This is a genomic window from Psychrobacter sp. PL19, assembly GCF_017875835.1.
Taxonomy (GTDB): domain Bacteria; phylum Pseudomonadota; class Gammaproteobacteria; order Pseudomonadales; family Moraxellaceae; genus Psychrobacter.
Genome location: NZ_JAGING010000001.1, coordinates 2,198,653 through 2,218,871, shown reverse-complemented (window position 1 = coordinate 2,218,871; position 20,219 = coordinate 2,198,653). Strand labels below are relative to the sequence as shown.

The following is a 20,219-nucleotide window of genomic DNA, read 5'->3' as shown; positions in this document are numbered from 1 at the left end:
AGAGTATTAACAGCCGAATACACACTATAGGTCGAACTCCTTGAGAGCTGTTAATCTCGAATAGACCACATAAGCTACTATAGACCAGACGAGACCCATAAGAGCACTGTGAGGGAGGCTAATACCATATCAGTGTTATATGAACTTCACTATAACCCAACCAATTAATAAATCTACTAATTAGTCATGATTTTCTAGGCCAACGATATGACCCCTTTACACACCGCATTAGCTGTACTGGTTACCTTTATTTGGGGCGTGAACTTTACCTTTATTGCGTGGGGGCTTGAAAGCTTTCCACCGCTGATGCTTACAGCCTTGCGTTTTTTCTTTACCGCCGTGCCACTGGTTTTGTTTCTCAAGCCGCCCAAGTTTAACCGTACGTTATTTATCTATGCCATTGGTACCTTTGTCATGCAGTATGCCTTTGTATTCACCGCCATGCATTTGGGGGCGTCGGCAGGGTTGACCGCACTATTACTACAACTTCAGGTTTTTATCACCGTATTACTGGCGTATGTCATCTTGGGGGAGGCAATGAGTCGCATACAGGTCATCGGTATGTTGATCGGTATGTTGGGGTTGGGTGTGATCCTGCTAAACCTTGGCGGTGACATGCCTTTGGTTGGGTTTGTCTGTATTTTGATTGCGGCAATAGGCTGGAGCTTTGGCAACATTGCATCAAAGCAGGCGTCAACGCAAGCCGCTATAAAAGCAACGCAGCAGGGATCTGGCGTGTCTATTGTCTCGCCTACCACTGGGAAGAATAAGGCATCTGCGTTGTCTGCCCTAGCATTGGTGGTATGGGGTGGCCTGATCGCTTGTGTGATTTTGACCCTATCGTCCCTCATGTTTGAAACCGGCGCATGGCAGTTGGCGACGTTTATGGAGGCATCGCTCAAGTCTTGGTTGGCGCTTGGATTTATCGTGTACACCTCAACTCTTATTGGCTTTGGGCTGTGGGCGTATTTACTGAGTCAAAATACTGCCTCCAAGGTTATGCCGTTTGCGCTACTGGTGCCGATATTCGGTATGGCAACGTCAGTGCTGCTCACAGGGGAAGTGGTGACATGGTGGAAGATGCTAGCGATGGTGTTGATCTTATCAGGATTATTACTGGCAAATGTGAAGATGGGGCTGGGTAGAAAGCTCTGTTAATAACAGCACTGAGCAAGCTGACTCTGATCTAAAATCTGATCTAAAAGAAATACCGACAGCACAACAAATAGAAGCGTCTAATATTACTTATGAGTATTTCAGGGAAGAGGAAAATCGACGATAATGCAGATGACTTAGCTAAAGTGTGTTACACAGTATGGCGCGGTTGTAGCATCAGCCCTGAGGACAGAGTAAGCAAAGCACTGCTTTGCCCGTCCGCAAGACAAGAGCTATGCGCGCAGTTGGACAGGACTCTTTTTTGCTGCTATTTGGTCAAAACTATTCGCTTAGAATGACTAAATTAGATATTCTTGGCTTACTTCTATTTTATAAGCGTCCCTTTTAAAGGATTTAAAGTTTCTCAACTAACAGTGAGTAAATCAATGAGCCAAAAAAAACAAACCTATCAAATTAAAATTACTCTGCAATGGAGTAAACCTCCGATTTGGCGAAGAGTTCTGATTGACAGTCGTTACCATCTTGACGATTTGCACGTTATTATCCAAGAGGCTATGGGTTGGGACAACAGCCATTTGCACCAGTTTTATCATAAACAGTCTACCTATGTACAGTATAACCCTGAATTTGGTGAGCTATGGGAAGGACAAGAATATGAGATGGGCAAACCTATTTCCTTATTTTTAAAAGAGGAAAAAGACAAATTAATGTATGAATATGACATGGGTGATGGCTGGGTTCATGTTATCGAACTTGAAAAGATATTGCCCACAGATAAGAAGCTATCCCTGCCTATTTGCATTGCTGGTCGGCGTGCCTGTCCTCCTGAAGATATCGGAGGAATCGGTGGTTATGACTATCTGCAGCAGGTAATGGCAGACGAAACTCACGAAGATCATGCCAATATGCTAGATTGGCTTGGCCTAGACAGTGGTAATGATTTTGACCCGGCAACCTTTAGCAAAGATGAGGTCAATGAACGTTTTGCTCGCTAATCTATCATTTTATGACTATTGCCAAAATCTGTGTACGTCGTAATAGCGCTATGCATTACTAATAGCAGAGCTGTTATGACGTACGCTAAATCAGTGAGTAATAGCTTTAATGCTAGCGTATCTAGGCCTATTTTCCCCCTTCTTTTTGAAACTGCACTTCATATGTCAATCTAAGTAATAATAAAAATGCTAACTTAAAGTTAATTGAGAATGATTGAATTGATCACTGAGTGCCCACAACGCATTGGTGTTTTTTGCTAAACACTATGGTGATTTTTTAGAATAATTTCGGAGCTCATCTATATAGTCTGCCCAATCCTGCATCATTTGTACTCTAGTATCTATTTCATCCAGTCTGTTGTAAGCACCACCATGCGTGTCTTTTATTCTATGACCTAGCTGTAACTCTGTTACGATGTCCGAATAGCGTAATTCAGATTGTTCCATGAGTAAGGTTTTGGCTGATGCCCGAAATCCATGGGCACACTGCACGTCTTTGTATCCAAGTCTATGAAATATCTGCACTAGTGTTGCTTTACTAATATAAGAATTCCTTGATGCGCGCATCGATGCAAATACATGCTCTTTATGACCTGTGACTGATTGCATTGCTCGTAAACGCGCAATTACCTGAGTGGCCAGTGGTACAACCAAGTGCGATACCATATCTTCACGACCTTCGCCTTTAGTAGGGGAGAACTCCCATAGTTTATTATCCCAATCTATATCCTGCCAGCGCATAGACCGCAAATCGATACTACGTACAAACATATAAGGGAGCAAATTCATTGCTTCTAGCGTAATCTTGCTCGCGTTTTTGAATGCGGACATATCGTTTAATAGGGTCGCAAACTGGTCAGGTTTAGTAATGGCGGGTAAATGATTGCCTGAATTGGCAGGCGCAAGCTCACCGCGCGTATCAATAGCCACATTTTTATTACATAATCCTCGCGCTACAGCGAATGAAAATACTTTTTCAGTATAAAGTCGGGTACTTGCGCCAACGAAGGTCGCTTGGTTTTCATTATTTTGAATAGTCTCACATACATTCAGTATAATCTCGCTAGTAATATCATTCATTCTTAAGTCGCCAATTTCACGACACATATATCCTAGACACAAATCCCAAAATTTGAGGGTCGACGCACTGAACGAGACATTTTTAGATTTACCTTGATGGCGACTCGCTATCTTGTTATTTCTCCAGGCTTGCGCAACCTCAGCAAACGTGGCATTTTTTAGATGGGCGTATTTATTGACTTGTTCTTGTTGGTGTAGGGCCTTGGGATCAGTACCCTTTGAGACCAGGTTAAGTATGGACTCTGCTTTATACTTAACCTCATACAAACTAATCTCATCGATCTTGCCAAGCATCATTCTAGGTCGCTTACCGTCAATGTTTGGATGAGAATAACGAAGGTAGTATTCTTTTTTGCCATTTGGGTAGATACGAACACTTAAACCAGAGATGCCTGAAATACTGACTGAATAATCTTTATCTCGGAATTCAAGTTTATTGATATCATTTATACTGTTGACAGTCATTACGTATATCCATGGACATTATAAGTGAGATGAATTAAGAATACTTATATATTAACTTGGGGCTATGCTTGCCAAAATGACTATGATTTATGAAAAACATTCTATATATAAACTAAAAATATAATTGGACACTAATATGGACACTGTTTATGTGTCTATATCTGACAAACCTAATAAATAAAGGGTTTATAGAACGAATCATCCCCAAGGTCCACTTGGGGATGATTTTAGTATAATGAATGAGTAGGGAGTAAGCTATATTTTACTTGAGGTGCGTAGCATTATTCTTGATTAACACCAGAGATATTAGGAGGTCTATCAAGCTCTGCGTTCGTTAAAAGAATGATTGAGCAGATTTGAGCAAAATCCATGCTCTTGTACTCGCACAGAATCATTTAATCAGGGTGATAGTACTGTTCTGTGCAAATTTAGCGGGTGGCGATTTTATGAGATATTTTTAGTTCTAATTGTCTCTATTTTATCGAAACGCAATTGTGTACTAAGAATTATTTTGATCAAGATTTTAAGATCTCAAATAGAGCATCGAATGGAATGGCATGGCATGATGTGTCCTTAATGCCACCATTTGGATTGTTTTTTTAGGGGTGATAACCATCCTACCATAGGGGGTAACTTTCACTATTAAGTTAAACACACTAAACCTTACTTAACTTTTTAAACCATATTTACTTATGCTCGAATTAAAGTTCGGTAATACATAGAAAGGAGCAAGTAAGGTTATATCCTTTTGAAATATCACTTCCTATAGCAAACACAAAAAAAAGCAGATATCACAATCGATATCTGCTTTTTTATTTAAAAGCCATTCTTCAAGGAACTATCAGCCTTGAGGTGTGATTAAGTATTTTTCACCAGTTGCTTGTTTACCATAAGCAGCGATTGACTGTAATTGCAAAGCTTCTTGTAGTGTCACTTCATGCGTATAGCTGCTTGCAAATGTGGTGGTGATTTCCTCCGCCACACGTTGACGCATCGACATGACCGTTTTGGTGCCCAGCTTGGTGAGCACATTGAATAATAAGAATCCATTGACACCCCAAGCAAAACCAAAGTTACGATTTAGGGTAATAGGGCCACGGTTCAATGCACCATAAATATACGCTTGTTTAAAAGTGTCTGAGCCGTAAACGCTGTATTCTTCTACGTCACAGATTATAGCTGCTTCCATACAATTTATAATATCGCTGGATAATTGACCACCACCAATGGGGTCGAATGAAATAGTGGCACCTGTTTCGATAATCGCTGCCGTTAAGTCTGCAATGAATGTATCGCTGCTTGAGTTGACCACATATTTTGCACCCATATCACGTAATAGTTTTTCTTGTTCTTTTTTACGTACGATATTGATCAAATCAATACCATCAGCCATACAAATACGGTTGAGCATTTGACCAAGGCTAGATGCTGCTGCCGCATGAATTATGGCTTTATGACCATCAGCACGCATGGTTTCGACCATTGCTAATGCGGTAAGTGGATTCACAAAAGACGAAGCAGCTTCTTTAGCTGACGTGCCTTCTTTTAACTCTAGGCAACTTTTTACATTGACACAGTGATATTGACGATAAGTACCGCCGCCAATCACAGCAACCATTTTACCCATTAGTGCTTGTGCGGCTGGTGATGAGCCTGCTGCGACAACGGTGCCAGCACCTTCGTTACCCACGGGTGTGTCTTTGCCAACACGCGTTTTAAGTGCTGGCATGAACTTGGCAGGAACATCAGCGGTAATGACAGGGTTTTGGTCGGTGCCTGATTGTACGGCGGTTGACATGTCAGCGGCGCTAAACATCACCCCAAAGTCAGATGGATTCAATGGTGCTGCTTCAATGCGAACGACAACTTCATCGGCACTAGGTTGCGGCATCTTGATCTCTTGTAAGGTAAGCATTAATTTGTTGTTGTCACTGATCGTTGAAACCAGTTGGATATTTTTATCGGTCATAATTGTTGCTCCTATAGATAGTGAAAGGTGTTGCATTACCATTATTATGTTATGAGTCGTATTTTATTCTTAGCTGCATTATCTAGACTGGGCAGATTGTATCTGAGTCTTCACATGTTGCATAAACTCAGGCATATTTGCCAAGCGATCTGCCTCTATTGTCTGGGCAATGTCAGATTGACTCATAGCGTCGTTCCATTCTTTCATGCCAGGTATCTCTGCCAGCACATCCCAGTCAAGTTGGGTTGTGGCAAAGGCGCTGACGATTGTGCTGACATAATGAACATAGATGTCAGCCATTGTGAACTGTTCGCCTGCAATCCAGGGTGAAAATTGACATAAGCGATTTAAGGCAGTAATACCGCGGATCAATACTTGGTGTACTTCTTCTTTGACGGCATCAGGAGCGTTGGTGCCTGAAAGCACATAAGGAATCAGTCGGCGGCTTGGCAATTCAAAATAAAGCTCTGATATTTTCATAATTTGACGGACAACCGCACGCTCTGTTGCAGATTCAGGATAGAGCGGTATGGCAGGGTAGGTCTCTTCAAGAAAGTCACAAATAACACTCGATTCTGAAATATTAAAGCCTTCGGGCGTTACGATAGCAGGTACTTTGCCAACAGGACTGACTGTCAGTAATTCGTCACTGCCGCCGTAAAGCAAGTTTTCTTGAAATGGCAATTCTTTATATAGAAGTACATATTTTACTATGTTGTAATAGTTGCTTGCGGCGAAGCCATGCAAAGTAATCATAAGTTAGTTGTCCATCGTTAATGTGAAGGTGGTTTTTATTTACAATGCTCAAGCTAAACACATTATTACTGTTTTTAATAGGGTGATATATGGCGTAAATCGTGAATTACTGTTTTGTTAAGATAATAATAAAGCCAAAATACTTAAAGATTGATGTTTATATAGTAGTTATTGAATATTCATCGAATGGAGACAGGAATTGGATCAACTACGTGCAATACGTTATTTTAGTAAAGTCGTCGGAACAGGGGGTTTTACTAAAGCAGCAAAGGTATTTGATGTGCCATTATTGGATGAGTTTGGTACGTTGTATCCCCAGATTGTTCTATTTGAGCATAAATTAACAATCACTTAGAACTCTGATATGGCGGTTTATTTGATTTATCAAAAACAGCGTTATTCAGTGCCCAAAGTAAAAGCAGCAGGATATTTTTTAGCCGAAAGAATAAAAGCAACCTATGAGCGCTAAAAGACAAAGTCACAAAACAGAATTCATTTAACATAATATACATTATACGAAAACAAACCAACGGTCTGAGGGAATTGCTAAAATTAATTACTGTCACGAATTCATTAACTTATATGTTATGCAATGGCCTTTAAGATATAGCTTTTCTAAATTTATTTCACGACTAAATTATTCGTACTATATTTTTTGAAAACTTCAAAAATACTTATCACTATGGGCTGTCAAATATAAGAAACCAGTTTCGATTGATTGCTAACAGCCATCTAACTAAAACTGACAGTCACCTTGGCTAATAACTTACTCAGCACTTTGTTTAATAAACGCTTTTTATTAACCACAAGCCTCCTTTAAATAATCTTTTAATGAATTGCCTTGGTCATCCAAAATAACATCTGTCACTTGGTAATTAGAATTATCACAGGATAACTCATAATATACGTCGCTGCCTTGTGCCAAGCTGACTTTAACCAATCCTTGCTCAGTCACTGAAAACTGCTTATCTTGCTCATAATTAGGATCTTGCGAATCCCATAAAACGTCATAACCGATATGACAGGACATTTGCTCTCTATCGAAGTAATCTCGCTCAAGTTTCATAGCCGCTTGTAGCTCTTGACTGCCGTATTGCTGCAGCACCACAGGATCATCCATTCCTTGATTAATGACATCCTGTTCGTACATTTTTGTGATAGTAGCCTCTTTTATGGCGGAATTTGGCTGCGACGGCTCAGCTATATTTGCTGTGGCGGTACTTATAGCCACCAGTCCCATTATTAGTGTCAGTGTCAGCAATCCCAACTTTTGCATAGTAACCTCTATAGACCCTCAGTTATAGGCTATCAAGATCTAACCTTATGATTAATATTACTTATTGCACCGTGTCTACCTCATAAATTTTCTGCATTATCGTATGAGATCAATTTAAGGGCTAAAAACAATAGTCTACATGGCTCTATTATAAATATTCGTAAATTATTTTTATAATGATATTTAATATAGTTAACTCAACATTTGCTTTTCTATTTCTGCGGTAAGGGCGATCTTATGGCAATGTTATTTCACTAGTAACTAGTAGCTGTTTAGAGTTCCTGCTCGCAGCCACTGGCTGTCAGTCTCTAGCTGAAACTTATTATACCGACTGCTAGAAACAACACTCAGAGTAGCAATCAAAACAACGACCCACCTACTCCAGAAAATACACAGCCAACACAGCAATCGCTTACCCAGCAAGCATTACGTATTCAGCGCACATTGGCTAATAACAACTATGCCAGCATTGTTGATGATATTCATCCGACCCGTGGCGTACGATTTTCGATGTATGCTTATATACGCCCAGAAGTTGATAAGACCTTTAGCTGTGCCCAATTCGTACAATATCTGCAACAGTCAAAAACCCGCTTCACTTGGGGTGACTTGCATGGTACTGGCGAGCTATTAATCGTTCCGTTACCAACATACTTAGAGTCTTGGGTTGATGGTGGTAACTATAATGATGCTTATATAACGGTCAATACCTTTGCATCTAGAGGTAATATGATTAATAACGTCAAAGATATCTATCAAAAATCGGATGTCGTTGATTTTTATTATAAAGGCAGTGATGAGTATGTGGGTATAGACTGACGTGGAGTGCTCTTAGCATTTAATGACTATCAAGGTCAGCGTTATCTGATTGCTATACACAACTTTTTTTATTGTGAACTGACTATATATATGTATTTGATATAGGCTGTGCTAACACACCTTATGAAACCTAGATCATAAACTTACGATCTCGGTCTTAGCGGATTCTGAATAAAAAATTTGACCATAATATCGTAAATCTCAGGATAAGCATCAACCAATTTTTGAGGAGTCTCAAAGAACACTTCACTAAGAACCGCAAAAAACTCAGCCGGATTGGTAGTGCCATAACGATTCAATCCTGATTTTCGGCGCTTTTGAAAGTCTTCAAAATCTCGCGTCATAATCTCAGTCCATCTAGCAGGATCCATGTCAGGTTGTAGCGGTGGAAAGCCGTTGGCTCGTCCATTTAGCATGTCTAGTTTGTGTACAAACTCGTGAATGACGACATTGTGGCCATCACGCTCGCCTGAATGTTTAGCATCCTTCCATGACAGAATAACAGGGCCTCGAACCCAGGCTTCACCGCTACGATGTTGGTGACCCTCATGGACGATACCGAACTCGTCTACGGTGCTGCTTTCGCTGGTGTATGAACCAGGATAGATGATAATCGATGACCAGCCAACGTACCATTCAAGGCTTAGATTCAAGATAGGTAGACAGGCTTGCAAGGCAATGGACTGTCTTACTTTATCTGTAATCTCAAAGCCCTGAGCACCGGTGATCGACTTATCATCCAAAAACAAGGTTGCCAACTCAAACAGCCGGCTCATCTCTTCCTCGTTCAGCCTATCCAGTATCACAATGCGCTTGGCAGCTTGCATCCAGTCGGCATTGGTAAATTCACTGTTGTCCAATACACGCTGCTCGCGCCAGTCTTTTATCATGCTGAACATTAGTCTATTTTTCCTCTAATATTGACGTTTAGATCGCATTTTTTGCTGCTGTTGCAACGCTATACGTAGAGAGCGCCCAGCACACCTATTTTATAACTGTGTATATTATAATGCTACGTAGGGCGTACCCTACCCAATTGCTTAAAACACATGTCTTAAAATACAATATAATCAGCTATCTAAACAATCTTTATCTCATCAATCTGCTGCATAATCTTATCAGTTAGACTCAGTACAGCGATAATATTCATATAGTGTTTGATATCTTTGAGCAGACTTGATGGTCTGACCACCGTAAACACAAAAATCGCGTAGTAGCTCAACTAAGCGCGCAAATTCACTGTCATAAGATGTGACCACGCCAGCAACTAACTCACCGACGCACACCTCATGAACGCGTTCGCCATTGACATAAAATTCGAAGTGCAAGTAGTCGGTGATGATTAGATTGTCTAGTACCGCCTTATAGCGGTCGAATTGCTCTTTATATGGTCTGGCGCGCAAATCTTTGCCCAAGTCTTTGGCTTCTATAAAGCCGATAGGAATGTCTTTTTTGCTGATTAAAAAGTCAGGGTTGCCGCAATCAATGAAATGTATTCTTATTGTTTGAAGAAGATTAATATTATAACCAAGAAGCCAAAGCTTCCAGCCAAGTGACTGATTTAAATTAATCTAAATGTACCACAGCGTGATGACCCTATTCTACACCTTCACCTACTGCGATTCTTAAAAAGCATCAGCTTACCTTTAACCGCTTATTCTCAGTTTATCAGAACCTATTACCTAAAGCTTGTTGTGAAGGACACTATAGACGATGTATAGTTTATTTCAGACATAGGCTATACATTGGAGGTATTGCCTACCTTATAATAAGGTCAGTCTGATAATTATAATCAATAACTTTACCAAGGATGCGTGAGGTATTTATGAATCAGAAATCAGCCCAGTCTCAAAGTCAGTCCCAGAATCAGACTCAAAATGACAATAAAAATGGTGGCCAAAGCCAAAATCAGGCTCAAGGACAAACTAAACATACAGCCACAGATGCTATCAAGTCCACTGCAAAAGACGCCCCGCAAAAAAATATAAAAAAGCTGCCAAGCTTTGATGAGTTGCAAACCGCCAAAGGTCAATATCGACCCGTGGCTCAAATGGTTGGCAACTGGTTAGACAACATCAATATTGATGCCCTCAACCATCTAAACGAACAAGCAGAAAACATCTTTTACCGCAAAGGCGTCACTTTTACCGTCTATAGCGATGCTAAAAATATCGAGCGTATGATACCGTTTGATATTATTCCACGGATCATTGCTGCTAGCGAATGGCAACTGATAGAAAAGGGTTGTAAGCAGCGAATCACTGCACTAAATGCTTTTCTTCATGACATCTACCATGACCAAGCTATTATGAAAGCTGGTATCGTGCCAGCCAGCTACGTCTATGCCAGCGGCTGCTATGAGCCTTGGATGATGGGCATTGAGCTGGACAAGCCTATCTACTCACATATTAGCGGTATCGATTTGATTCGTGATGAGACTGGTAGATTCTGTGTATTAGAAGACAATTTACGCACCCCTTCTGGTGTCTCTTACATGCTTGAGAGCCGCAATATATCAGAGACATTATTGTCTGATATGTTTACCCATACCCCTATTTTGGGTATCAGTGATTACCCAACGCGTCTCAAAAAATGCCTCGTCAGCTCAACCAGTAAGTATGACCCACAAATTGCAATCTTGACTCCAGGGCGTTTTAACAGTGCTTATTATGAGCATGCCTTTTTAGCGCACGAGATGAATGTACCGCTGGTACATGGCTATGACTTGGTGGTTGAAAACAGCAAAGTCTACATGCAAGGTATTCGCGGTAAAGTTCAGGTCGATGTTATTTATCGGCGCATTGATGATCCTTATATTGACCCACTAGCGTTCCAATCCAGTTCTATATTGGGTGTGTCAGGGCTAATGAGTGCTTATCGAGCCGGAAATGTGGTTATCGTCAATGCTCCGGGCACTGGCGTCGCAGATGACAAAAGCCTATATCCATTCGTCCCTGACATGATTAAGTTTTATTTAGATGAAGACCCTATTTTACCTAATATCGAAACTTATCAATGTCGCAAGCCTGATGAGTTGAGCTACGTTCTCGATAACCTAGACAAGCTGGTGGTCAAAGAAACCCAAGGCTCAGGTGGCTACGGGATGTTGATTGGACCCACTTCTACCAAACAAGAAATCAGCGATTATCGTAAGCGTTTACTTGACAATCCATCTGGTTTTATTGCCCAACCGACCATCTCACTCTCCACTAACCCTACCGCTGTCGCTGATGGTATCGCGCCGCGTCACATCGACCTGCGCCCATTCATACTCAGTCATGGTGACGGCTCAGTAGATATTGTGCCTGGCGGCTTAACTCGGGTGGCAATGGTTGAAGGCTCCTTGGTGGTCAACTCCTCCCAAGGTGGCGGTATCAAAGACACCTGGGTCATTGATGACAGTAATTTAGACACTGTTAATTCAAATAATGCCTTGTCAGCGTCTGCCAAAGCACCGCCACATAACCATTCATCACTAGAGAATGGTGCCACTGATCACGCCAACTACTATGATCGTGTACAGCCTATAGAGGCTGGGTATGAGCATTTGGGTGATGCCTCGATGATACTGCTATTATCCACCGCCAGTCATCTAATCTGGCTGGGTAGATATAGTGAGCGGCTCTATTATTACGACAGCATACTGAAACAGCTGATCAAAGGCGATCTCAAAAAGTCACAAGTACAGCATCTAATAAGCCGTTTGGGCTTTGAGGCGGATGCAAATGAATCATTAAAAGTGATGAAAGCGCAGATGATGACTGATTTGGAACAAAAAATAATACCCAATGTGGTCCAGTCGATTGAGACCAATGTTCAAGAGGCTAAGGGCGTGATCGGCAAAGACACCGCTGAGCTGTACAACCTAATTAAAAGACTTTCAAGTGCGGGCACTTATCGGGCGGCCACCTTGCAACTTTATGCGTGTAATGCCGCTATGAAACAAGAGCATGCCACGGTTACTTGTTTTTGGCAGTTAGGACGACACTTTGAGCAGTTGGAGCGTGCTGTTTTATTAAATGAGGACTCAATGGCAGCCAGTCTTGAATTTAAACATTGGATTAATGAGCTACCAGAGAATACACGCTGGCGTGAGCTGACGCGCCTGACCAACCAGATGATCAGATCAAAGCGGTTTAGTGACTTTAAGCTTATAAGCCAAGAGTTTAATATTATATTGCGGCAAGGTGTTTAGCAGAAGATAGATCATAGATGTCCCGTGATGAACACTAGACATTAGAATGTTCGACCAGACAATATAAATAGCTCGGATAGCAGACCAAACAATGGCTACGATAAAAGGATGATATTATGAAACTTCAAATCAGCCACCAAACTAATTACTATTATGATGAGTTGGCGCAGCGCAGTGTACAGTATATTCGTATGACCCCCATGCAACTACCGCACCAAATTATTCATCGGTGGGATGTTATGCTGCCTAAGGTAGCCACCAATCAAAAAGACGGTTTCGGCAACGATTGGCTAACCCTCAGCCGCAACGAGGCGCATAACAACTTACAAATGCAGGCTTCAGGTATCGTTGAGATTAATACCGATACCGAGCGATTAGAGGATATGGACAACGTCCCCTACTTGTTATTCACCGTACAAACTCCCTTGACCAAATGCTCAGAGGCAATGCGTGAATTTGCAGCGCCTTATCTAAAAGACCACACCCATGACAGCCTAAAAGCGATGGCTAATGCACTTATCATGAAAATGCCTTTTGTTAAAGATGTGACTAATGTGGGTACAACCGCTGCTGAATCTTTTGAGACAAGTGCTGGCGTGTGCCAAGACCATACGCATGTGTTTTTGAGTCTCTTACGAGATCAGCAGATTCCAGCACGCTATGTGTCGGGGTATCTATATGATGATTCCGAAAACCATATGGCCAGTCATGCGTGGGCAGAAGCTTGGTTAGAGGGCTACTGGTATACTTTTGATATCTCCAATCAGGCATTTCAACCAAACTCGCATGTCTATGTGGCCATTGGACGCGATTATTTGGATACCGCACCGGTACGTGGTGTCAGAATGGGCGGCGGTTATGAAAATCTTTACAGTCAAGTGCTAGTCACACGATTATCATAGGTCCGGATGTTCTAGTGCCAGATACTTGAGTATCAGATATGTTGTTGTTTATTAATCTTATCTTCCTTAAGGATACGTTATGACTTATTGTGCGGCTATTCGTCTAAAAGACGGTATGGTCTTTGCTAGTGACACCCGTACTAATGCTGGTGTTGATCACATATCGACATTTAGAAAGCTGTATCAATATGGTATCGAGGGCGAGCGCTTTATAGTCTTACAAACTGCCGGTAGCTTGGCCACTTCGCAGGCGGTGTTCACTAAATTACAGAACGATATTGACCAGCGTACAGAGAGCAACCTCAATACCGTATTGACCTTATTTGACGCCGCGCAAATGGTTGGCGAATGTATGCGTGAAAAGATGAACCATGCAAAATCGGTCGCTAATACTGATGTCGACGGCTCCTTTACCAGCTCGTTTATGCTCGGCGGCCAAATAAAAGGCCAACCGCCTGAGCTGTATATGATTTACCCTGAGGGTAACTGTATCAAAGCCACTGAAGATACGCCGTTTTTTCAGTTGGGCGAGAGCAAATATGGCAAGCCTATTCTTGATCGTTCTGTCAACTATAATACTGAGGTCAGGCATGCTGCGCGCGCGTTGATGCTGTCATTTGACTCTACGATTCACTCAAACCTATCAGTAGGTATGCCGATAGATTTTGTGCTTTATCAAAATGACAGTTTAACCCTACCTAATGGCCGCCGTGTCGATGAGCGTGATGAGTACTTTAATACCATTCGTCATCAGTGGTCAGAGGCGCTACGTCGCACTTTAATTGAATTACCCAAGTGCCCTGATGGCTATTGGGAATAGATGACTTTTGAGAGCGAAGTAATGTAGATCATGGCTGCACGCCTTTGCGACAACTGCTTCTTTATCTAGCTCTCCTTCTTTAAACACATTATTAATGTGCTTACCCAGCGTTTTTACATCACGGTCAAACAACTCAGATAGCTGCTGACGGTTTAGCCAAACACTGTCATTTTCGATATGTACACGGATATCAGACCGCCCATCTGCTAACTTATATATCTCTATTTTCGAGTTTTCAGCAGTTTTATCATTTTCAGTAACTTTCATTTATTCACCCCCTATTTATACAGAGTTGGTATTGACCGACTATTGCTTAGCTCTATAGATAGTACATGACATTAAGCGCAGTTGACACCGTAGCTATTTCAAGGTTTTGGACGATATTTATAGCGCGTTGCTTGTGCTATTTTATTCAGGTTAAGTCACGACTAAACGCATCAACTGAGTGCTGATATAACCGCCTATCGTGCCCATCGCATAACCTAGAATCCCCAAAAACACCCCAACTGGTGCCAGCGAAGGATGAAAAGCAGTGGCAACAATCGGTGCTGAGGATGCGCCGCCAGTATTGGCATTAGAGCCGACCGCTAAGAAGAAGAAAGGTGCACGAATAATCCTTGCGACTATAAATATAATCACTATATGAATGCTCATCCATACCAAGCCAATTAGCAAAAGTCGCCACTGTGAGACGATACCCGCCAAATTAATCTGCATACCGATAGCGGCAATCAAAATAAAAATAAATACCGTACCGATTTTGGACGCACCCACGTGATCCAGACGACGTATCTTAGTAAACGAAAAGCCCACACCTAATAAAGTGACAATCACTACCATCCAAAAGAAGGAGCTGGCAAAGCTATATTGCACTGCCCAATCATAGGGCGCAAAAAGTCCAGCAATCTGTCCGCCGGCAAAATGTGCCAATCCTACCATCGCAAAACACAGCCCAAACATCACCATCAAATCGTTTAAGGTCGCCGGACGTGCATGATCACGCTCATAGCTTTCAACGGCTTTGATGACTTTATCAATGCTGCTGGTATCGGCCTTTAAAAATCGGTCTATTTTATCGCTATGCTTGGCCATGACTAATATTGCCAGCAGCCACAATGACGCATTGGTGGTATCAACCAAAATCATCATGCCGAACAAGTCATCACTGACCCCAAACAGCTCTTTCATGGCCGCTTGGTTGGCAGCCCCGCCTATCCAGCTGCCGGCCACTGCCGAAAACCCGCGCCATAGCGTATCATCAGTAAACATCTCTGGTGATACCCATTTAGCCAACCCCAAACTAACAGGCCCACTAATAACAATCGCGACACTAGCGGCGACAAACATGGCAATGGCCTTCCAGCCTAGGCCTAAAATCTTAGGTACATCCATAGATAAGGTCATAAGCAGCAAACTTGCTGGCAGTAGATAAGTGGCGGTAAAGCCATATATCTGCGAGCCGATACCATCCGCGAACACCCCAAGGCTGTTTAGCGTTGCGGGTATAAAGCAGCACAGTACAATACCCGGCAATACGGCATAAAAACGCCGCCAAAACTTACCAGGTAAGCCTTGAGTATAGAATACCAACCCAATAATGGCCATAATTACGCCAAACGCTACTGGTAGACTATCAATAGCTAAATGAGAAATAACAGGCATCTCATGACTCCAAATCGTTGTAAGTATAATGAATAACTACAGACCTGATATGGTATTAGACTCGTTTATTGAGCCTACTTTGATAAGCGAGCTACTATTTACGCTCAATACCCTACTATAGTTAAAACACCTTAAAAACGCGACGGTACTGCTGGTATCAGCTTTTTGCAGTCTCTGTCTGCGTAGGCACAGCAAGCAAAAAAAACGTATGCCAGCAGTAGGTTATGTATCGATATTACTTTTCATTGACTATACTTGCGCTCAATACCCTACTACCAGTGTTATGTGTGATGCACCTTAATGAAGGGTTGCCAGTATAAACAAGGCCAAAATTACGCGCAAGTAAGGGTTTTAAAAAACTCTGGCATAAATAATAATACCTTTAGACCTAACAGACACAAAAAAGCCAGATAACAAGTATCTGGCTTTTTTTGTTCATTTTATAAGCTATTTTTTAGTCACTAAACTGATGTTAGTAGCTAAGCAATCGCTTATTATGAATTTTTGTTGCGATTACCGCCAGTTGGACGGCCGCCTTGACTGTTACCTGAACCTGAACCAGTACGACCTTGGCTGCCACTTGGACGACCACGACCGGTTGCAGCGCGTTCACCACGTGGGGCGCTTGCGCCGTCACCACGGCTAGGAGCACGTTTGCCTTGATACGGCTTGCCACCTGAACGCTCATTCGGCTTACCAGATGAGTCACGTGGCTTACCTTGATAACCGCTGTCATTACTGGCGCGTTGACCAGTACCAGTGCTGCTATCGCTTGAACGACCACGGCCTTGACCATTGCCACTAGGCTTGCCAGCATAACCACCCGCTGAACGACCACGGCCTTGACCGTTACCGCCGCCGTTAGAGCGACCACGGCCACGACCGCGTGTGTTGCCTTTATTTTCGCTTGGGACATAAGTCTTTTTAGGCTCCATGCCTTCAATGACACATACTTCCATTTTGCGATCTAAATAACGATTAATAGCGTTTAGCTGTGGACGATCATCCATGCTACATAAGCTGATGGCCACACCAGTACGACCGGCACGACCACAACGACCGATACGATGCACGTAATCTTCAGTTTGGCGTGGCAAGTCATAGTTAATGACATGTGATAGTGCTGGCACGTCAAGACCACGAGCGGCAACGTCAGTAGCGACTAGGATTTTGCATTTACCATTACGTAGGTCTTGGACAATGCGGTTACGTTTGCTTTGTGGCAAATCACCATGTAGGAAGCTGGCTTTATGACCGTCTTCTTGTAGCGATTTAGCAAGCTTTTCAGTGCTACGCTTGGTGGCAGCAAAGATAATGACTTGTTCCACATCTTGTTGGCAAACTACTTTGTCTAAAATTCTGTTTTTATGATCAAAGTCGTCACAGTAATAGACTTTTTCGTCGATATGTGCTGATTCTACCTTGATCGCAACGCGTTCAGGGTTCTTGGTGAAGTTTGCAGCAATCTTGCCAACAGGACCATCCCAAGTTGCAGAACACATGATGGTTTGACGATCGCTAGGCGCAGCTTTTAAGATATCGCTGATGTCATCAGCAAAACCCATGTCTAGCATGCGATCTGCTTCATCAAGTACCAACACTTCTAGTTGTGACAAATCAACACGGCCAGCATTGATATGGTCAAGTAGACGACCAGGAGTCGCTACAATAACTTGCACGCCTTTTTTCAAAGCCGTAATCTGACCATTATATGGTGCGCCGCCAACTAGAGGCACGCAGAACAAACCACGCATGTCTTTAGAATAAGTACGGACACTATCATGTACTTGCTGAGCAAGTTCACGCGTTGGCGTTAGGATAAGGGCTTTGGTATATTTATCGAAGCTAGTGGCACGGCTTAAACGATCGAGCAGTGGAATGACAAAAGCAGCTGTTTTGCCACTACCCGTTTGCGCTGACAATAATAAGTCACGACCGGCTAGAGCAAAAGGAATGGCTTGAGCTTGAATAGGAGTAGGGTTGGTATAACCACTACGCTCAAGTGCGCTAAGAATGGGCTTGGCAATATTAAGGTCAGTAAAACTGACTTCATTAGCGTCAGTAGTAGCCGCTTGAGTGTCAGTACTGGTATTTTGAGTGGTATCGGTGTTTTTATTTTCAGTATCTTGAATAATACCGTTTTGTGATGCGATTGTAGATAAGATGTCAGTCATGAGTAGCCTTAGTAGTATAAGCTGCTGTGCATTCAGAAGCTTGTTGCATACCACTGATAACCGTTCACCACGTTACCTAATTATTAACAATTACCAAACTTTAATATAAATAAAAAGTATCGATAATCAGAAGTTCAGCTACCATGAGCGTATCACTTCTATAAAAGGCGTTGCGTGCTGTCTGACGTATTTTGGTGGTAGTGCCGAGTGTCTCATCCTTGTCCGTTATAGGCGATTTATCTGTGCTTTATCTAAAGCTGACAAATGCAAACAACAACCAATCTAGTCCATAATATATGGAGCCAGTAGATAAGATATGAGTCAAAAATAATAGGATTATTTAAGTACACAAAATCATCGGCAACAATTACTCTCGGTCATCCTAGACCCAAAATCGCAGGCGATGTTATCAATCTCATAATTCACGTCAGTCGAAGCTAACGTGGCGACGCAGTATAGCACAACAAAATTGCTATCTGTGTTTAATTTCTAATTTTTTATAAAGTTTCAGGTATTTTCTGCTAATAATCACTTTCTAACAATGGTAAATAATGGCGACGCCACACTTGTTTGCCATAAAGTTAGTGTCAGTTAACGCGATGTGGTTACTTCAGAGACGTAGGTTGGCATCTGCCACGCGCCGCCAGCTTCTATTAAACGACAAAGTCCAGTGGTACTTTCATGACTCTTAACGAAGCGGTTGCCGGTCCATAACCAGTCGGTTCTAGAGACACAATCACCAATCCCGCGCCCCTTTTGTACGGAGCTTATCTTACCATTGCTGTAGTCTGTTGCACTGCTAGTGACCAGTGTTGGTTTATGGGGCTTGCTGTCGTTCAACAGCCATACGCCCGTACCGGTATTATAGGCACCGGTCCAGCAACTATGCTGCGCTAATAACTGGGTGTTATTTAGGCGGCTAACACGCCATGGTGACTTGTCAAACAAGTTTGGGCAGTCACTACTCGCGTCTTTCATCGTATCTTGCATCAGTGTAGACAACTGCGAGGACTTCATGCTAAAACTTTTATTACTACTCGATATTGCTTTAGTATCGGGTATTACCAAACGTAGCGACGGCGCAGGCTCAGAGGCTAGTATGCCATTATTGGATTTACGGCCGCTCTCGTTGTTGACAAAGGCGCTTGCTGTCCCTACTCGACCTTGTGCTTCATCAGCTTTGAGCATCACGGCGGTTGCCCCTTTATCAGACAGTTGCCAACGCGAATTACGCAGTACCAGCTCGATCTTGCTGGATTTGGTTAGTGCTTCTAGCAGGGCGGCTACTTGAGATGTGGTGAGATCTGCATCTCCGGCAGCTGCTGAGAAGGGCTTGGTTTCTCCCAAATCTTTATCATTGATAAATAACGAGATGCGGTGGCGGTTACCCAATTGCATTAAGGCCTTTGATGAATTCTCTTTAGCGCCACCAAGTTTAACTTTGCCGTCTACGCTAGCATTAACACCAGCGCGGCGCGTCAATAATATAGATACTGGAAATTCGCTGTCATTCTCAGCCTGATAGCCAGCCAGCCGGCATGTGCGTGTATTATCACAGACTACTTGCCAGTCTTGATAGTTAAACGCAACAGGCGCCGCTGCAATACTCATAGGGCTGATTAAAGACATGCCCATCGCAGTAAAAATAGGCAGCAGGAGTTTATTTTTGAATATCGATTTTAGTGTACTATTTAAATCAAAACAGCTATCAACATGATTATAGTGGTCAGCATTATTATCGTTTGTTAGTAACGGTACCTTTACAAGCTTATTATAGTCATTTTTTCTTATCATCAAACATCCTCATTAATCGAAGAGATATGAACGTCTACCCCTTATGATGGCAGGCAGCCATCTTAGCTTACCTATGTAAGCTATCTGTCTAAGCCATGTACCGCTATATAAGTAACAATGTAAGTAATGACGTAAGTAATGACGTAATTTGTAAATTTATATTCTTTTATATGGATATAATCACCATAAAAATTAA

At 42.3% G+C, this 20,219-nt stretch carries 17 protein-coding genes; 7 read left to right on the top strand and 10 right to left on the bottom strand.

What is annotated here, in order from left to right:
- Positions 1-207 precede the first annotated feature (207 nt).
- Together H4W00_RS08985 and H4W00_RS08980 are read left to right on the top strand one after the other, a co-directional pair.
- Complete coding sequence (locus H4W00_RS08985; RefSeq protein ID WP_209957409.1) at positions 208-1,158, top strand: EamA family transporter; 951 nt, start codon at positions 208-210, stop codon at positions 1,156-1,158.
- 383 nt (positions 1,159-1,541) lie between these two features.
- Positions 1,542-2,111, top strand: coding sequence for a plasmid pRiA4b ORF-3 family protein (locus tag H4W00_RS08980; protein ID WP_209957407.1), 570 nt, complete (start codon positions 1,542-1,544; stop codon positions 2,109-2,111).
- A gap of 264 nt (positions 2,112-2,375) precedes the next feature.
- Here H4W00_RS08980 and H4W00_RS08975 read toward each other — a convergent pair whose 3' ends face one another.
- The 3 genes from H4W00_RS08975 to H4W00_RS08965 form a co-directional block, all read right to left on the bottom strand.
- Positions 2,376-3,656 carry a tyrosine-type recombinase/integrase gene (locus H4W00_RS08975; protein ID WP_209957405.1) on the bottom strand — a complete coding sequence of 427 codons (1,281 nt, stop codon included), beginning with the start codon at positions 3,654-3,656 and terminating at the stop codon, positions 2,376-2,378.
- An 841-nt stretch (positions 3,657-4,497) separates the two neighbouring features.
- On the bottom strand, positions 4,498-5,625 hold the full coding sequence (locus tag H4W00_RS08970; RefSeq protein WP_209957402.1) for a zinc-binding dehydrogenase: 1,128 nt from the start codon (positions 5,623-5,625) through the stop codon (positions 4,498-4,500).
- 78 nt (positions 5,626-5,703) lie between these two features.
- Positions 5,704-6,381, bottom strand: a complete 678-nt coding sequence (locus H4W00_RS08965) for a glutathione S-transferase family protein (protein ID WP_209957400.1) — start codon at positions 6,379-6,381, stop codon at positions 5,704-5,706.
- A gap of 199 nt (positions 6,382-6,580) precedes the next feature.
- On the opposite strand from H4W00_RS08965, the gene H4W00_RS08960 reads away from it, so the two are divergent.
- Positions 6,581-6,736, top strand: coding sequence for a helix-turn-helix domain-containing protein (locus H4W00_RS08960; RefSeq protein WP_209957398.1), 156 nt, complete (start codon positions 6,581-6,583; stop codon positions 6,734-6,736).
- A gap of 444 nt (positions 6,737-7,180) precedes the next feature.
- Here the strand turns inward: H4W00_RS08960 and H4W00_RS08955 are convergent, their stop codons facing one another.
- Complete coding sequence (locus H4W00_RS08955) at positions 7,181-7,657, bottom strand: hypothetical protein (protein WP_209957396.1); 477 nt, start codon at positions 7,655-7,657, stop codon at positions 7,181-7,183.
- A gap of 444 nt (positions 7,658-8,101) precedes the next feature.
- On the opposite strand from H4W00_RS08955, the gene H4W00_RS08950 reads away from it, so the two are divergent.
- Positions 8,102-8,476, top strand: coding sequence for a hypothetical protein (locus H4W00_RS08950; RefSeq protein ID WP_209957394.1), 375 nt, complete (start codon positions 8,102-8,104; stop codon positions 8,474-8,476).
- A gap of 143 nt (positions 8,477-8,619) precedes the next feature.
- Here H4W00_RS08950 and H4W00_RS08945 read toward each other — a convergent pair whose 3' ends face one another.
- Positions 8,620-9,375, bottom strand: coding sequence for a zinc-dependent peptidase (locus H4W00_RS08945; RefSeq protein WP_209957392.1), 756 nt, complete (start codon positions 9,373-9,375; stop codon positions 8,620-8,622).
- Between the two features lie 219 nt (positions 9,376-9,594).
- The gene (locus tag H4W00_RS08940; protein WP_209957390.1) at positions 9,595-9,879 is read right to left on the bottom strand and encodes a hypothetical protein; all 285 of its coding nucleotides are present in this window, start codon (positions 9,877-9,879) and stop codon (positions 9,595-9,597) included.
- Between the two features lie 422 nt (positions 9,880-10,301).
- On the opposite strand from H4W00_RS08940, the gene H4W00_RS08935 reads away from it, so the two are divergent.
- The 3 genes from H4W00_RS08935 to H4W00_RS08925 all read left to right on the top strand — a co-directional run bounded on the left by H4W00_RS08935 (position 10,302) and on the right by H4W00_RS08925 (position 14,393).
- Positions 10,302-12,671, top strand: coding sequence for a circularly permuted type 2 ATP-grasp protein (locus H4W00_RS08935; protein WP_209957388.1), 2,370 nt, complete (start codon positions 10,302-10,304; stop codon positions 12,669-12,671).
- Positions 12,672-12,787: 116 nt separating this feature from the next.
- The gene (locus H4W00_RS08930; protein WP_209957385.1) at positions 12,788-13,573 is read left to right on the top strand and encodes a transglutaminase family protein; all 786 of its coding nucleotides are present in this window, start codon (positions 12,788-12,790) and stop codon (positions 13,571-13,573) included.
- Between the two features lie 79 nt (positions 13,574-13,652).
- On the top strand, positions 13,653-14,393 hold the full coding sequence (locus tag H4W00_RS08925; protein WP_209957382.1) for a peptidase: 741 nt from the start codon (positions 13,653-13,655) through the stop codon (positions 14,391-14,393).
- Here the strand turns inward: H4W00_RS08925 and H4W00_RS08920 are convergent.
- The 4 genes from H4W00_RS08920 to H4W00_RS08905 all read right to left on the bottom strand — a co-directional run bounded on the left by H4W00_RS08920 (position 14,361) and on the right by H4W00_RS08905 (position 20,023).
- Entirely contained in the window at positions 14,361-14,660 is a 300-nt protein-coding gene (locus H4W00_RS08920; RefSeq protein WP_209957380.1) for a hypothetical protein, read from the bottom strand. The genes H4W00_RS08925 and H4W00_RS08920 overlap by 33 nt on opposite strands.
- Positions 14,661-14,810: 150 nt before the next feature.
- Positions 14,811-16,055, bottom strand: a complete 1,245-nt coding sequence (locus H4W00_RS08915) for a DUF819 family protein (protein WP_209957378.1) — start codon at positions 16,053-16,055, stop codon at positions 14,811-14,813.
- A 494-nt stretch (positions 16,056-16,549) separates the two neighbouring features.
- Positions 16,550-18,229: a DEAD/DEAH box helicase gene (locus H4W00_RS08910; RefSeq protein WP_209957376.1), complete on the bottom strand. Its 1,680-nt coding sequence runs from the start codon at positions 18,227-18,229 to the stop codon at positions 16,550-16,552.
- Positions 18,230-18,820: 591 nt separating this feature from the next.
- Entirely contained in the window at positions 18,821-20,023 is a 1,203-nt protein-coding gene (locus H4W00_RS08905) for a DUF1176 domain-containing protein (protein ID WP_209957374.1), read from the bottom strand.
- Positions 20,024-20,219 lie beyond the last annotated feature (196 nt).